General features: G+C 36.1%; 16 protein-coding genes. 11 read left to right on the top strand and 5 right to left on the bottom strand.

The genetic code is table 11. The features are described 5' to 3' along the window. Positions 1-120: 120 nt before the first annotated feature. The 5 genes from accB to DNJ77_RS01165 all read left to right on the top strand — a co-directional run bounded on the left by accB (position 121) and on the right by DNJ77_RS01165 (position 5,641). Positions 121-597, top strand: coding sequence for an acetyl-CoA carboxylase biotin carboxyl carrier protein (gene accB, locus DNJ77_RS01185; RefSeq protein ID WP_116963165.1), 477 nt, complete (start codon positions 121-123; stop codon positions 595-597). Positions 598-707: 110 nt separating this feature from the next. Continuing rightward, entirely contained in the window at positions 708-2,057 is a 1,350-nt protein-coding gene (gene accC, locus DNJ77_RS01180) for an acetyl-CoA carboxylase biotin carboxylase subunit (protein WP_116963164.1), read from the top strand. Positions 2,058-2,062: 5 nt separating this feature from the next. Beyond that, positions 2,063-2,953 carry a 50S ribosomal protein L11 methyltransferase gene (prmA, locus tag DNJ77_RS01175; RefSeq protein WP_116963163.1) on the top strand — a complete coding sequence of 297 codons (891 nt, stop codon included), beginning with the start codon at positions 2,063-2,065 and terminating at the stop codon, positions 2,951-2,953. Positions 2,954-3,211: 258 nt separating this feature from the next. Beyond that, the gene (locus tag DNJ77_RS01170; protein ID WP_420810598.1) at positions 3,212-4,693 is read left to right on the top strand and encodes an oligopeptide:H+ symporter; all 1,482 of its coding nucleotides are present in this window, start codon (positions 3,212-3,214) and stop codon (positions 4,691-4,693) included. Positions 4,694-4,783: 90 nt separating this feature from the next. Continuing rightward, positions 4,784-5,641: a mechanosensitive ion channel family protein gene (locus tag DNJ77_RS01165; RefSeq protein WP_116963161.1), complete on the top strand. Its 858-nt coding sequence runs from the start codon at positions 4,784-4,786 to the stop codon at positions 5,639-5,641. A 32-nt stretch (positions 5,642-5,673) separates the two neighbouring features. Here the strand turns inward: DNJ77_RS01165 and DNJ77_RS01160 are convergent, their stop codons facing one another. Beyond that, positions 5,674-6,114, bottom strand: a complete 441-nt coding sequence (locus DNJ77_RS01160; RefSeq protein WP_116963160.1) for a ferritin-like domain-containing protein — start codon at positions 6,112-6,114, stop codon at positions 5,674-5,676. Between the two features lie 802 nt (positions 6,115-6,916). On the opposite strand from DNJ77_RS01160, the gene DNJ77_RS01155 reads away from it, so the two are divergent. Then, the gene (locus DNJ77_RS01155) at positions 6,917-7,792 is read left to right on the top strand and encodes a LysR family transcriptional regulator (RefSeq protein WP_116963159.1); all 876 of its coding nucleotides are present in this window, start codon (positions 6,917-6,919) and stop codon (positions 7,790-7,792) included. Positions 7,793-7,882: 90 nt separating this feature from the next. Here the strand turns inward: DNJ77_RS01155 and mutT are convergent, their stop codons facing one another. Further along, a complete protein-coding gene (mutT, locus tag DNJ77_RS01150) occupies positions 7,883-8,296 on the bottom strand; it encodes an 8-oxo-dGTP diphosphatase MutT (RefSeq protein WP_116963158.1) in 414 nt (137 codons plus the stop codon). Positions 8,297-8,327: 31 nt separating this feature from the next. Here mutT and DNJ77_RS01145 point away from each other — a divergent pair, with 31 nt between their 5' ends. After that, the gene (locus DNJ77_RS01145; RefSeq protein ID WP_157966534.1) at positions 8,328-8,900 is read left to right on the top strand and encodes a YqgE/AlgH family protein; all 573 of its coding nucleotides are present in this window, start codon (positions 8,328-8,330) and stop codon (positions 8,898-8,900) included. Continuing rightward, positions 8,893-9,300 (top strand): Holliday junction resolvase RuvX, encoded by a 408-nt coding sequence (gene ruvX, locus DNJ77_RS01140; protein WP_239986705.1) that lies wholly within the window; start codon positions 8,893-8,895, stop codon positions 9,298-9,300. The genes DNJ77_RS01145 and ruvX overlap by 8 nt, the downstream gene beginning before the upstream one ends. Positions 9,301-9,403: 103 nt before the next feature. Here ruvX and DNJ77_RS01135 read toward each other — a convergent pair whose 3' ends face one another. After that, positions 9,404-9,712 carry a hypothetical protein gene (locus DNJ77_RS01135; protein ID WP_116963155.1) on the bottom strand — a complete coding sequence of 103 codons (309 nt, stop codon included), beginning with the start codon at positions 9,710-9,712 and terminating at the stop codon, positions 9,404-9,406. 208 nt (positions 9,713-9,920) lie between these two features. Here DNJ77_RS01135 and purH point away from each other — a divergent pair, with 208 nt between their 5' ends. The 3 genes from purH to hslR all read left to right on the top strand — a co-directional run bounded on the left by purH (position 9,921) and on the right by hslR (position 13,780). After that, positions 9,921-11,492 (top strand): bifunctional phosphoribosylaminoimidazolecarboxamide formyltransferase/IMP cyclohydrolase, encoded by a 1,572-nt coding sequence (purH, locus tag DNJ77_RS01130; RefSeq protein WP_204723347.1) that lies wholly within the window; start codon positions 9,921-9,923, stop codon positions 11,490-11,492. A 439-nt stretch (positions 11,493-11,931) separates the two neighbouring features. Then, complete coding sequence (gene gorA, locus DNJ77_RS01125) at positions 11,932-13,293, top strand: glutathione-disulfide reductase (protein ID WP_116963153.1); 1,362 nt, start codon at positions 11,932-11,934, stop codon at positions 13,291-13,293. Between the two features lie 103 nt (positions 13,294-13,396). Next, entirely contained in the window at positions 13,397-13,780 is a 384-nt protein-coding gene (gene hslR, locus DNJ77_RS01120; protein ID WP_116963152.1) for a ribosome-associated heat shock protein Hsp15, read from the top strand. Between the two features lie 60 nt (positions 13,781-13,840). On the opposite strand, the gene DNJ77_RS01115 is transcribed toward hslR, so the two are convergent. Continuing rightward, on the bottom strand, positions 13,841-15,529 hold the full coding sequence (locus DNJ77_RS01115) for a peptidoglycan D,D-transpeptidase FtsI family protein (protein WP_239986703.1): 1,689 nt from the start codon (positions 15,527-15,529) through the stop codon (positions 13,841-13,843). Next, on the bottom strand, positions 15,522-15,848 hold the full coding sequence (gene ftsL / locus DNJ77_RS01110) for a cell division protein FtsL (RefSeq protein WP_116963151.1): 327 nt from the start codon (positions 15,846-15,848) through the stop codon (positions 15,522-15,524). The genes DNJ77_RS01115 and ftsL overlap by 8 nt, the downstream gene beginning before the upstream one ends.

Here is a 15,848-nt window from a genome sequence, read left to right as displayed (position 1 = left end):
TGGTATGTGATAATCTCATCTAAAAAGCAAAACAAACGCGTGACATTTTATGCTTTTATCGTAACAATACTGGGCTGGAAAAGTTTAATTATCATTAAAAGAAAAGGTTAATTAACACAAATGGATATTAAAAAAATAGAACAGCTAATCGCACTTATTGAAAAATCAAACGTGAACGAAATTGAAATTAAAGAGGGTGAAACTTCGATCCGTATCACTGGCATTCAGCCACATCATCATATTGCTATGCACACAATGTCTCCACAAATTATTCATCAAACTCCAACGGTGCAAACTACTCCAACTACTTTAGAAGAAAAAGTGGCTAAACAATCCACTCAAACAGCACCAAGCATACCACAAGGACATCAAGTTAAATCACCGATGGTGGGAACTTTCTATCAATCCCCTTCGCCAGGTGCTGCGCCATTTGTCACCGAAGGACAAACAGTTAAAAAAGGGGATACCCTTTGTATCATTGAAGCGATGAAAATTATGAATCAAATTGAAGCGGAAATAACTGGCACGGTACTTAAGATTTTCGTGAGTGATGGCACACCGGTTGAATACGACCAACCATTGTTTGTTATTGGCTAAGTAAACTTATTTTTTATTATTAAAACCTTGAAGCTTAAAGCTCAATAAAAATTAAGAAACTTATAAATTACTTCATATCGATAAGATAAATAGAAATAAATAGGTCTCATATGATTAAAAAACTCCTTATCGCCAATCGCGGCGAAATTGCACTTAGAATTTTACGCGCTTGTCGAGAGCTTGGGATTAGAACCGTTGCGGTTCATTCGACAACTGATCGGGATTTAATGCACGTTAAACTTGCAGATGAAACAATCTGTATTGGTCCTGCAAACCCTACACAAAGTTATTTAAACATTCCAGCAATCATCGCAGCAGCTGAATTATCAGGTGCTGATGCCATACATCCAGGTTATGGCTTTTTGTCTGAAAATGCCGAATTTGCTGAGTCTGTTGAAAAAAGCGGCTTCATTTTTATAGGTCCACGTGCCGAAAGCATTCGCATCATGGGAGACAAGGTTGCTGCAATTCAAAACATGAAAAAAGCGGGAGTTCCATGCGTTCCAGGCTCAAATGGTCCGATTAGTAAAGACCCTCAAAAAAACCTTGCCATGGCAGATGAAATTGGTTATCCCATTATGATCAAAGCAGCTGGAGGCGGTGGCGGTCGTGGTATGCGAGTTGTGCGTAAAAAAGAAGACTTGCTTAAATTTATCGAAATGACACAAGCCGAAGCCAAAATGGCTTTTAATAACGATATGGTCTATATGGAAAAGTTCTTAGAAAATCCACGACATATTGAAATTCAAGTATTTGGTGATGGGCAGGGTAATGCTATTCACTTATTTGAGCGTGATTGTTCAACTCAACGCCGACATCAAAAAGTCATTGAAGAAGCACCAGCACTCGGTTTGACTGATGAACAACGCAAAAAAATTGGTCAACGCTGCGTGGAAGCATGCACAATACTTAAATATCGTGGAGCAGGTACTTTTGAGTTTCTATATGAAAATGGTGAGTTTTACTTCATTGAAATGAACACTCGTATCCAGGTAGAACATCCTGTCACTGAATCTATTACTAATATTGATTTGATTAAAGAGCAAATTCGCATTGCCTCAGGTGGAACATTAAGCTTCAATCAAGAAGACATTAAAATTACAGGGCATGCAATAGAATGCCGTATTAATGCTGAAGACCCTGAGAAAATGCTACCTTGTCCTGGAAAAATTGAAATTTATCATGCCCCTGGTGGTCCTGGAGTTCGAGTCGACTCACATATCTACTCACAATACTTCGTGCCACCTAACTATGACTCGATGATTGCAAAGGTAATCGTTCATGCACGCACTCGTGATATTGCCATTCAGCGCATGCAAAGTGCGTTAGAAGAGATGATTATCAGCGGAATCAAAACTAATATTCCACTTCACCATAAAATTCTTGCTAATCGTGACTTCCAAAATGGTGGAACCAATATTCATTTTCTCGAAAAAATGCTTGAAAAAGAGAAAGCGTAATTATTATGCTTTGGAAAGAACTCTCACTAACTTGTTTACAAGTTCACCTTTCTACATTAGAAAATTTTTTAATAGAAGAAGGTGCTTGCTCTATTAGCTATCAAGATGCTAAAGATCAACCTATCCTTGAGCCAAAAGTAGGTGAAAACCCACTATGGGATGAAGTAGTGTTAGTTGCACTTTTTACTGAAAAGTATGATCATAATAAAGTTACTATCAAACTCAATCAAAGTCGACTGAAACTGTTTATCATTGGTGAAATCAAAGTACGTGAATTTGCTGACCAAGACTGGACACGTGCTTGGATGAACGATTTTCAACCGATGCAATTTGGTCAAAAACTTTGGATTTATCCTAGTTGGTTTGTACCGCCAAGCCACGACCCTAATCAAATAAATGTTTTACTGGACCCAGGTCTAGCATTTGGTACAGGAACACACCAAACAACTGCCTTGTGCTTAAACTGGTTGGATCGCGAAATAAAAGGTGGTGAAAGCGTTATAGACTTTGGCACAGGCTCAGGAATTTTGGGTATTGCAGCAAGAAAACTAGGTGCTAAATCGGTTATTGCGATTGACAATGATCCACAAGCTATCATCGCAAGCAAAGCAAACGCTGATAAAAATACTATCGTTGTTGGTTTTTCACCTTGCTTGCCACAGGATGTACCAATGCCACTTGCAGCTGATATACTTATTGCTAATATTTTAGCTGGCATTTTGATTGAGCTAGCAGCTACCATCGCAAGTTATGTCAAAATGGGTGGCAAGCTTGCACTATCCGGCATTTTGCAAGAGCAAGTTGATGAAGTAAGTGAAATTTTCAGTCAATATTTTACATTGTCAAAGCCAGTGTTTAAAGATGAATGGGCGCTTATCTGTGGTATTCGTAAATGACGTGAGCACCTGTAATAAATTACAACTAAACAGTTGCTTTCACTTTCAAAACAATTTATAACTATTCCAGGATAGGAGGTTTGAAGTTAGTACCTCTAACAGGGAACTGCGCTGACCAATAAAGCAAACTGAGAATACACAATAAGCTTTAGTATTTCCAGCCAAACATACCTATTACCCATCGTGCTTCAAAAAATACTGCGGAATGATGGGCAATGGAAGTTTATATTTTGTTCAACTTTATAATGTTTTAAGGGGATGAATATGTCTAATGAGGTCCTTGCCTCACGTGGCTTGCCTAAACCATTTTGGGTAATCTGGGGAATTGAATTATGGGAACGTTTTGGTTATTATGCCACGCAAGCAATTCTAGCACTTTATTTTGTTAGCTACTTAGGCTTTAGCCAAGAGCTCAGTATTTATACCTTTGGTTCCTTTTCGGCTTTTGTGTATGGCTTTGTTTGGGTGGGGGGCTACGTTGGTGACAAATACTTAGGAGCAAAACGCACGGTTGCTTTAGGTGCAATTATATTACTTATTTCTTATATTGCCTTAGCTTTATCCAATCAAGATACCATTTTTTATGCACTTGGTGGTATCATCGTTGGTAATGCTCTTTTTAAAGCAAATCCCTCTTCATTAATCTCTAAACTTTATGAAAAAGGAGATCCTGCATTAGATGGTGCAATGACTTTATATTACATGGCAATTAACTTAGGTTCGTTTGTTTCTATTCTTATTGCCCCTATTGCCGCTCAACAGTTCGGCTGGGAAGCAGCCTTTTGGATCAGTTCTTTTGGCTTACTGCTTGGACTATTAAATTATTTCGTGTTTTACAAAGTACTTGGTTCAATCTCTACGGAAGCAGGCGCCAAGCCAATGGTTTTTGGACGTTTAATCACTGTAATTGTTACTTCAATTGTTGCCGTTATTGTGTTTGGCAAGTTGTTACCACACACCACAATTTGCTATACCATTGTATACATCGTTGTAGCTGGTGGCTTCTTATACTTCCTAAAAACTGCACTGTCACTTAAAGGCTCTGACCGTACTAGAATGCTGATTGCTTTCTTACTAATCCTAGAAGGAATTGTGTTCTTTGTTTTATACAACCAAATGCCAACTTCACTGACCTTCTTTGCACTTCATAATATTGATAATAATGTTTTTGGCTGGGTAATCCCCGCTGCATCTTATCAAGTTCTAAATCCTCTTGTCATCGTTATTGTTTCACCCATTTTAGCAGTGCTCTATAAAAAAATTCCAGGTACACATGTAACTAAATTCTGTTTTGGTATGACTTTATGTGGTCTTGCTTTCTTAGTTTTATATCTACCACGCTTCACAGCAGCAGAAACAGGTTTAGCCTCTCCTTGGTGGATGGTTTTAACTTATACATTACAATCTATTGGTGAGCTATTGGTATCCGGTCTTGGTATTGCAATGGTTGCGGAACTTTGCCCACGTGCTATGTCAGGATTTGTAATGGGAATATGGTTTCTAACAAGTATGCTTGCAGGACCTTTGGGTGCTTATGTAGGAAACCTAACCTCTCCGCCAACAGGTATAGAATTAACCACACTTGAAAGCTTGCACGTTTATACAAGTGTCTTTGCACAAATTGGAATTGTAACTCTTGTTATTGCATTATTAATGTGGTTATCGCGCCCATTCTTAAATAAATATATACATAGCGCCAGTAAAACAGATAGTCACCAAATCAATGAAGTGATTGATTAAAATAAGCAATTTTCAACTTGCACTATTTCCTACTTCTTGTATCTTTATAAGCCACTACAAAACATAAAATCTTAAATTAGGAATGCATTTATGGAGATGAGCATCCAAAACTTTAATCAATATTTTCAGTGGCTATTAAACTTAATCCTTGAATACTTACCACAAATAGTCATTGCAATTATTATTCTGGTAGTTGGCTTAATTGCTGCCAAAATCATCAAAAATAATACTCAAAAAGTATTGTTTAAGACTCGATTAGATAAAGCTGTAACCATGTTTTTGATGCAAATCATGCACGTCTTTTTGGTTATCTTTGTCATCCTGATTGCCTTAAATACGCTTGGTATTTCTACGACACCTTTCACCGCAGGCATTGCTGCTGTACTTGTTGGTATTGGTATGTCGCTTAGAACATCTGCTAATATTGTCGTCTCTGGTATTATGATCGTTTCTACTCGTCCTTTTAAGATTGGAGAATTTGTTGATCTAGGTGGTACATCTGGCACTGTAGAAAGCATTAGTTTTGTTTTTTGTACACTTAGGACAACAGATGGGAGAGAAATAAAAGTCCCTAATAGCCTTGTCACTTCTCGCATTATTACTAATTTTTCAAACAATGAATTTCGCCGCAATGATTTTATCATTGGTATTGGTTATAGTAGTGATCTATTACTTGCCAAAAAGCTATTGCAACAATTAGTTGATCAAAATGAAAAAATCATTAAAATCGATGATAAACAACCTATCGTACGTGTTGACGCGCTTGGAGATAATAGTGTCAACTTAATTGTTCGCTATTGGACAAACAGAGCTGATTACTTTGAAACAAAATGGCATCTAAATGAGTCTGTTAAACTTTGTTTTGATGAAAACAATATTGAAATTCCCTTTCCACAGCGCACAGTGCATATTGCAAATACCGTAACAACGATGACCACTCAATCATAATTAAAAACTAACCAAAAACCTAATCAGTAAAGCTATACTGGCTTTTTCAGCATCTTCTCTACTTCGCCTATATGTGTTTCCTCTTCAACAATTAAGCCTCTTGCATATTCCTCCAAGAGGATTGACTGACCTTCTGAAAGTTTTAATAACTCACGATAAAGCTTTAAGGCTAGATGTTCATGTTCCAAGCTTTCTTTTAAAATCTCATCAATATTATGCTTATGGGTTTCAGTTAAGGTTGCAATTTTTAACGATGGATGTTGACCAAAATGTGTGATCATTTCCCCTGCCTGTGTCGCATGATTGAGACTTTCTTGTGCTTGTGAACGCATCCAACTCACGATCGGAATTCGACCATGACCAATGATCATTAAAGAATAATGAGTATATCTGACAACACCAGCCATCTCTAATTCTAGGATACGATTAAGTACATCAAAAATTTGAATCTTATTATCTGAATATAATTCCATGTCTATAATTTACTCAATAATTTGTCATCATCTTAAAACCGTAGTCTGAACAAAACTACTCCATATTGCAAGTAAATTTATAAATTCTTATCATTACATGTTTAGTCTTACTTAGATTTGGAGGCTCTTACTAGAATCCCAGTGATCACACTTAGTAATAGAAGAGATGCAGTTAATATAAACAGTAAATTTGACATGTCTACCGTAACATAAGAAATAAGTGCTATAGATAAGTAGTGCATGAAGGAATTCTAGCGAAGTAAATATGATGGTTTGATCTGTAAGTGATAAGGTAGCAACCATATCAGTAGTTGCCACTCGCATTAGTGCCATTATCTATATTTTGATAGATCAAGTTTGGAAATTACAATTTGGTATGCCCTAATTAATATACTGATTAATGTATCTTGATATATCCAAAAATCGCCTTGTAGAGTCAAACAAAATATGTCTTTAGCTACTACTTAAACTCATAACGTCAGTCCTTATTATATGCGTAGATGGGTAAATATAACTGAACTTTAGAGTTCAAGCTTCCAGTCTGTGAGTTTTAAAATAAGCAATTTGGGCAACACTTTTGCTAAAAAGCTAATAAACTCGCTTACAAATTTTGTTGGTTTATCGTTATAATCTTCAATGTGATTGGTTGTGTTGTTTTGTTTGCACTTATAACCTGCCAATCACCAAGCTATTTGGTTCACAGAACATAGTTTAAAATATAATCAAAAATAGCATTTACAAAAACTTCTGCTATGGTTTATATAAAATATAAACTCTAAATAATAGTTCATTGGAGTCATTTATGGATAGTAGTGATTTGATCATTTTACGACATTTACTTATTGAGAAGAACATCAGTGTTACCGCAAAGCTTATGAACGTTTCACAACCAGCTATTACCATGCGCTTAGGCAAACTTAGAATAATGTTTAAAGATGAGCTTTTGGTACGTGATGGTAATAAAATGAGGCTTACACCTAAAGCAAGTGATATGCTGAATCCAATTATCCGCATTACAGATGAAATGCTGGTCTTAATGTCAGATCATGATTTCAACCCCTACACCACACAGACTGTTGTAACAATCCAAATGACTGAAGCATTAACTGAAATTTGCGCTAAAGCGATTATTGAAAAGTTTTTAAACTATAACAATAAGCATAAAATTAATCTCACAACGCTTTCGTATACCGGTCTACAACCCTATGATCACGATTTTAAAAATACTGATGTCATCATAGGTATTCCAACCCATATTGAAGGTTATAACGATGAAGTCTATAGCTATGAGCAAAGTGTGCTCATGCATGATCGCTATTTTGATGATAGCAAAAAATCAATTACCTACGAAGAATATATTAAATTACCACATATCGTCTTTGCAAGTGACAATCTGCTTTTAGACATTATTGGTCGCCCTGAACCACGTAATATCTGCTTAAAAATCAGTAGTTTAAGAACAGCAGTAGAAATGCTACAAGACAGATACGTCATGACAACATCAACGATAATTACTCAAATTTTCAACAAAAAGTACCTTCCCTTACCTTTTGAGATACCTCAGTTCCCATTTAAACTATCTTATCCTGAACGTTTAAAGCATGATAAGAAAAACCGCTGGATTCGCAATGTTTGCAATATCGTCATGCAAGATTTACTTAAACAATATAAGCATTAAAAAACGCTCAAAAATAAATTAATTGGCATTGACAGCTTTTCTGCGATTAAACAGCACAACATCATTCTTAATCGGAATATTGCACGATAATCATATATTACCGCTAGAGTTTAATTGTTGTAATAGCGCTTCAATAATTTCATGATTAGCGCGAGGAACCTTAAGTCTACTTAGCATCTCAATAAGAATCCACTTGCCTTGTTGATTCTCTTTTGGCATAGGGAGATCACTATAGGAGTTTACAATATAACAATTAAGCTCCACTACTTTATCGCCATAGTTATGGGTTTTAACCATAAGAAGTCTAATATTCTTAGCATAGATTCCTACTTCTTCCTTTAATTCACGTATTAATGCAGCTTCGGGACTTTCATTAGGCTTAATTTTTCCACCCGGAAATTCCCATAAACCTGCTAAATGTTGACTTTCTTTGCGTTTTGTTAAAAAAACTTGGTTTTTTTGGTCATTTAATATGACTCCTATCGCAACTTTGATTAAAATCATTAGTCTGAATAACTTAAGTAACTTTAAACATATGTTCTATAGCTTAACAAATCAATTTTTAATTGCTATGCCTAATTTGCAGGATCGTACATTTGAACGTTCTGTTATTGTTATGTATCAAGATGATAAACACAGTGTAGTGGGACTCATGGTTAATAAACCACTTAAACATAAACTAAAAGATTTATTTAAAGAATTACAGATTGATTATAGTCATACCAACCATGATGTGTTAACCAAGTCCATTCATGTTGGTGGACCTGTGAATATTAAAAATGTCTTTGTTTTATATCGCACACCATACTCGCATAGCTATGACTCAAGCATTCAAATTACCGATGAGCTCATTGTTACCACAAGCCCTAATATTTTACTTGACCTTGCGCAGAATATTACACCTAAACAATACCTTATTATTGCAGGTTACAGCAATTGGGCGCATGATCAATTATTAAATGAATTTAAGCAAAATAGCTGGCTTAACACACAGATTAATCATGATATTCTTTTTGCTAAAGAAGATCATTTTAAGTGGGAACAAACTTTTAACCTTGCTGGTTTAAAGGGTCCTGCACAGCTTTACCATGGCTTTGGTCATGCATAAACTTATCGGATTTGATTTTGGTAATTCACGCATTGGCGTTGCAAGTGGTCAAATGATCACCAAAACTGCCACTCCTATTGCCACAATATCTGCTAAAAAAGGTGAGCCTCAATGGAAGGAATTAGATAAAATCATTAAACAATGGCGCCCCACTGACATTGTGATTGGTTTACCAATTGATGCCAAAGATCAAGAAACCAAAATCACAGAACAAACCCGCGCGTTTGCAGAGAAAATTAAACAACGTTATCAAAAACCTGTTCATTTAATTCCAGAAACATTTTCAACACGCGAAGCACGTTGGCGTTTAGAAGAAGTACAAAATAAATCTAACCGCCACTTAAAAGTCGACGCTTTGGCTGCTTGTGTTATACTTGAAACATGGATGAATGAGCATTGAATCTACCATAAATGCCTTCAATAGCAAAATTATATTAATTAATGGCCAGTTATAGTTGCAAGATCTTTGAAAAATTGACGTGAACGCCTGTATTTATAAAACTTTAAATAGAAAAATTAGAATCATGGTTTACTACTTGAGATTGCTGCTGAAGCATTCTTTCTGAGGAGAAAATCTGTTCAAAATCATCTTTTTCGACTAAGTCGCCCAAAGCAGAATTTTTTATTATTGGCTTATATGCCCCATAACCTTTTTTAATGAATGGATCAAAATATTTGCTAAGCAAGCTATCGTAATTTCTTATGCTTTTGGGGTTCACACCATTTAATATGGCAGCTGTCCAAATCGCAACGTGTCTAGTACAATCGCCTTGAAAAGGCGCTTGGCTGGAGAGATAACAGGATTTAATCACAAAATAAAATTATTTTTAACATTACCTTAAGATAAAAAAACAAAACGATAAAAAGTAGAAGTTAATTATGTCTTAAATTCATTAACTTGACATATAAATTGTACAAATACCATTCTCTTGGTAAAAACTATAAATTATAACCGCTTAAAGTATAAATCCATGTTACAATTCAAACGCTTTTAACTCTCACTTTTGGAGAATCAAACCAATGAGATCGATTAAACGCGCTTTGATCAGCGTTTCTGATAAAACCAATATCATTGAATTTGCCCATCAATTACATAAGCTTAATATCGAAATTCTATCCACTGGAGGTACGGCAAAACTATTAAGTGATGCAAACATTCCCGTTATCGAAGTGTCTGATTATACAGGATTTCCTGAAATGATGGATGGTCGAGTGAAAACACTTCATCCGAAAATACACGGAGGATTATTAGGACGACGTAGTATAGATGATCAAGTAATGCAACAACACGATATTCGTTCAATTGATCTTGTTATTGTTAATCTCTATCCTTTCAAACAAACGATTGAGAAACCTAACGTCACTTTTGAAGACACGATTGAAAACATCGACATTGGCGGTCCTACAATGCTTCGCTCTGCTGCTAAAAATCACCAAGATGTAGCTGTTATTTGTGACCCTAACGATTATAGTGAGGTTGCAAATAAACTTGCTACGAACAATGGTGCACTTGATTTTCAGACACGCTTTAAACTTGCGTGCAAGACCTTTGAACATACTGCACAATACGATGGTATGATAGCTAACCATCTTGGTAAATTCAATCCACAAACAGGTAAAAAAGAACAGAATTTTCCAACTACCATTAATCTTCAATATCAAAAAATCGAAGACATGCGTTATGGCGAAAATCCACATCAAAAAGCAGCACTTTACATTGAAAAAGGCTATCTAAATGCTTGTGTTGCTCATGCTAAACAATTACAAGGAAAAGTATTATCTTATAACAACATTGCCGATAGTGACGCTGCTCTTCAATGCGTTAAAAGTTTTGATTTACCCAGCTGCGTTATTGTCAAACATGCTAACCCATGTGGCGTAGCGACAGCCAGCAACTCAACTGAAGCTTATCAAAAAGCATTTCAGTGTGATCCAACCTCAGCCTTTGGCGGAATTATTGCTTTTAATATAATGCTTGATGCTCAAACAGCAACAGCTATTATTGAGCGGCAATTTGTTGAAGTTATTATCGCACCTGAAGTTAGTCACGAAGCACTGATCGTACTTGCTAAAAAGCCTAATGTACGTGTACTTGCCTGTGGTTATAATCAAAGTGTAACATCAAATGAACTTGAGTTTAAAAAAATTGATGGTGGCTTATTGGTGCAGGATAAAGATATACGAACAGTCAGCGCTAATGAGCTAACAATTGTCACCAATAAAAAACCAACACAAGCACAGCTGCAAGATTTATTATTTGCGTGGAAAGTAGTGAAATTTGTTAAATCTAATGCCATCGTTTACGCCAAAGACAATATGACAATTGGCATTGGTGCAGGACAAATGAGCCGGGTATTTAGTTCTAAAATTGCTATTGAAAAAGCTCAAAATGCTAAACTCAACGTTAAAAATTCAGTTATGGCATCAGATGCTTTTTTCCCATTTAGAGATGGTGTTGATGCCGCAGCTCAATCTGGAATTAGTGCCATCATTCAGCCTGGTGGCTCCATGCGTGATCAAGAGGTTATTGATGCTGCCAATCAACACAATATCACAATGGTGTTCACAGGAATAAGACATTTTAGACACTAAGAGTTCGTTGCAAAATTGAAGTTCCGTGAACCCCTTTTTTATACCGTAACGCTATCAAATTTCCTGCAATATATAAAAAACCACTAAAACTGATCGTTGTTTTAAGTACCTTGTTAAAAATTTAGGTCAAAAAATTTATTCGTACCTTTTTGCAATACTATAGTTATTCCAATAAGTGCCAATATTTCTTAATGAGTTCATCAATGGATGCACGTACGCTCCGTATATTTTTCATTTCTTCGTTATAGTAAAACCCTGCTTATTTATCCTCATTTTCTTGTTTTCAATGGAACTTTACTATTACAATTTAAGCATACTTTGGAAATACCTTAAATACTTGTAACAAAAGGTTTTGTCTTGGTTTCAGTTAACTAATGACAACTTTATACTTGATCAGTATACTGAGCCTAATTTTATTAACTCAAACGTTATTTAAATTATGCAACACTTCGATTTAATTTGTATTGGTGGTGGCAGTGGTGGCATTGCCGCAGGTGTACAAGCCGCGCGTCTAGGTAAAAAAGTCGCAATTATTGAAGCCAAAGAACTCGGTGGCACTTGTGTAAACCGGGGTTGTGTACCCAAAAAAGCAATGTGGTATGCCTCTAATCTTGCATCACATTTAAAGCATGACTATCCAGGTTATGGTTTTAATATAGATGTTAAGGGTTTTGACTGGCAATTGCTTAAGCAAAAACGCCACACTTATATCGACAATATCCATAGATTTTATGACAAACTGTTAGATATTCAAAAAATAACCTACTTTAAAGGCTGGGGAAAATTCAAAGATGACCACACTATTATCATTGATGGCAATATTGAAATCAGTGCGGATTACATCTATGTTTGCCCAGGCGCATATCCGCTTACCCCTAGTAATATTTCAGGTGCTCAGTATGGTATTACCTCAGATGATTTCTTTGAGCTTGATACTCAACCTAAAAAAGCCGTTGTCGTAGGTGGTGGCTATATTGGTGTCGAAATTGCAGGGGCTTTTCATGAACTTGGTACAGAAACCCATTTTTTAATACGACGTGACAAGCCACTCAAAGACTTCGATGAAATGCTAAGTGATCAATTGCTTGAAAGCATGCACATGCTTAAGCTCGACGTACGTACTATGACAAATGTCAGTAAAGTAATAAAAAAAGACAATGGGTTATTAGATATTTACACTAATAATAATAAGCAAATTTTTGTCGATGTAGATTGCCTGGTTTGGGCAACAGGACGCGCACCATTTACCAAAAACCTAGGTTTTGAAAACACGACTGTACAATTAAGAAACGATGGCACCATTGTGGTTGATGAGTACCAAAAGACAACTGTTGACCATATTTTTGCTATTGGAGATGCTACGGGTTCAGCACAATTAACACCTGTTGCAATTGCCGCAGGCAGAAGGCTCTCTAGAAGGCTATTCAATAATGAATATGATTTGAAACTAGATACTAAGCTTATTCCAACAGTTGTTTTCTCACATCCTGCTATTGGCACGATTGGGCTGACTGAAAAGGAAGCCATTGAGCAATATGGCAAAGAAAATATAAAAATTTACACCAGTAAATTCACGCCATTATATTCAGCAATCTCTGGCTTTAGGATGCAAACTGCCATGAAACTTATCGTCACTGGCGAGCAAGAAAGTGTCATTGGCTGTCATTTAATTGGTTTAGACGTCGATGAAATATTACAAGGCTTCGCCGTTGCAATTCAAATGGGAGCAACCAAAAAAGACTTAGATAATACGATCGCTATTCATCCAACAAGCGCTGAAGAACTTGTTACCATGCGTTAAGGGATATTTTATGATCATAAAATATCAGACCGTTGATCAGTATAGCATTCCAAAACAAACTCAATAAGTATAAAAATATGACATATTGGATTCGGTAAGCATAATGAGTAATGACGTACGATTAGATAAATGGTTATGGGCAGCACGCTTTTTTAAAACAAGGCAACTAGCAAAAGAAGCAATTGACGGTGGTAAGGTACATTACAATGGTGCTCGCAGCAAAGTCAGTAAAAAAGTTGAAATTGGAGCCACATTAGATATTCGTCAAGGTTTTTATAACAAAACAGTTATTGTAGAAGCTTTATCCAACATACGTGAATCAGCTAGCATTGCTCAAAAGCTTTATATCGAAACACAAGAAAGTATGAATAAGCGTAGCTATGAAGAAGAATTGCGTAAACTCAATCAAGCTAGCATTCCTAATCCAACAAAACCAACAAAAAAAGAACGAAGAAAAATCATCTCATTCAAACATAAAATGGAGTAAGTGAAAGTCATTCAAAAAAAGTAATCTTTTGAATGATTCTTAGATTGATGCTATTCATTATTATTTTTCTTTATCCGCTGGAACCCCCATCACGATTAACACATGTTCTGCAATTTGTGCAAATATAGGTGCCGCCGCTGAACCACCGCCATAAGCTTCCCCTTTTGGATCATCGACAACAACAACTATAACGATCCTAGGGTTGGATGATGGTGTAATGCCAACGAAAGTAACTGTATAACTATCTAAAGCATAACCACCTGCTATTGCCTTACGCACAGTACCAGTTTTACCTGCAACATGATACTGTGAGATTCTTGCTTTTGATGACGTACCACCGACACCTTCGACAACAGAGGTCAACATATCAACCATTTTCTTGGCAATTTCGCTGTTAATTACTTGAAAACCTGAAGCGTCTTCATTCTCATTGCGTTTTAATAAAGTGGGGGAAATAAGTTTGCCACCATTAGCAATTGCACTATACGCATGAGCAATTTGTAATGCTGTTGCATTCATTCCATAACCAAATGACAAGGTTGCTAAAGGGAAATCTCCCCATTTACGTGGACTAGGTACATAACCACTACGTTCTCCAGGAAAACCAATTTTGGTCATTTGCCCAAAACCAAACTTACGTAAGGTATCCGCTAAAGCATTGGCATCAATTGATAGCACAATCCTAGAAATACCGACATTAGAAGATTTCATTAAAATATGACGCAAATCCATTTCTCCATAGTTACGAAAATCTCTTACTGGACTACCATTGAGTTTATAGTAACCAGGAGAAGTATCAACGATGGTATTGACGTCATATTTTCCTGACTCCATGCCTGCAATTGCTGTAAATGGTTTTATTACCGACCCTGGTTCATAAACGTCCGTTAACACTCTGTTTCTACGCTTTTCAGGCGTTGCATCATACATGTTATTAGGATTATAAGAAGGGTAATTGACCATAGCCAAAACCTCACCTGTCTTAACATCAATAATTACCGCTGAACCAGCAACAGCATTATTATTTATCACCCCTTCTTTTAAATACTTATAGGTTATATATTGAATCTTGCAATCAATACTTAAAGTAATGTCATTGCCATGTTCAATAGCAATATCATCATCGTTTTTGCGGGCAACCCCACCTTTTAAATCTCGATGAATCGAGTACTTCCCATCTTTTCCGGTTAAATAGCTGTCATATTGTAGTTCAATCCCTTCTTGTCCCTTGTCATCAATGTTAGTGAACCCAACAACATGAGCCATAACCTCTGCATCTGGATAAAAACGCTTGAACTCACGTTCAACCTTGACCCCTTTAACATCCATCATTTTAACTTGTTGAGCTAAATAAGGTGAAATTTGACGCTTTAGGTAAATAAAACCACTTTTACCCTCTCGTGCTTTAACACGTTCAGTAATAGATGTTCTCTTATCCTGAGATAAGTCTAGTAAGTCAAGGATTTTTAAAAACTTGGGATCGTCAGCCTTAACAAAAAAAGGATCTACCCAAATAGAATCAACAGGTGTACTAATTGCTAAAGGTTTTCCGTTTCTATCGCTGATCATACCACGATAGGCTTTACTAACGACTGTGCGTTCAGAACGATTATCACCTTCTTTTTTAAGCTTATCATATTCGACTGTCTGCATGTGAATTAGTTTGTAAATTAAAAGACTAATCACTGCAACAATGACAAATGTAATAAAATAATAACGCCAACTTTTACTTATAGTTAACTTAGCCATTAACCTGTATCACCCTTGTTTCCTTAACTGTTGGTAAGTGCATATTATTTTCTTTTGCTACTTCTTCCACATGCGAAGGTGAGGCAAGTGTACTATGCTCAATCAGAATTTGTGTCCATTGATCACGCAAGTTTTCTCGTTGAGAAAACAGTCTTTGCTCTTCATCCAAAGCAGTTTTATATTGATATTTCACAATTACAACCATAAAAGCAGATAAAACAAGCAACACGCATAATACAAATGCCAGCACAACTTTAAAGTTAAACGTGCTCTTAATAAAAGATTGAAAAAGCTTAGCACGTACTTCTGCTCTTGTCAT

The sequence above is a fragment of the Fastidiosibacter lacustris genome (assembly GCF_003428155.1).
Taxonomy (GTDB): Bacteria; Pseudomonadota; Gammaproteobacteria; order Francisellales; family Francisellaceae; genus Caedibacter; species Caedibacter lacustris.
The sequence above is the reverse complement of the archived record's forward strand: the minus strand, read 5'-3'. Positions and strand labels throughout refer to the sequence as shown.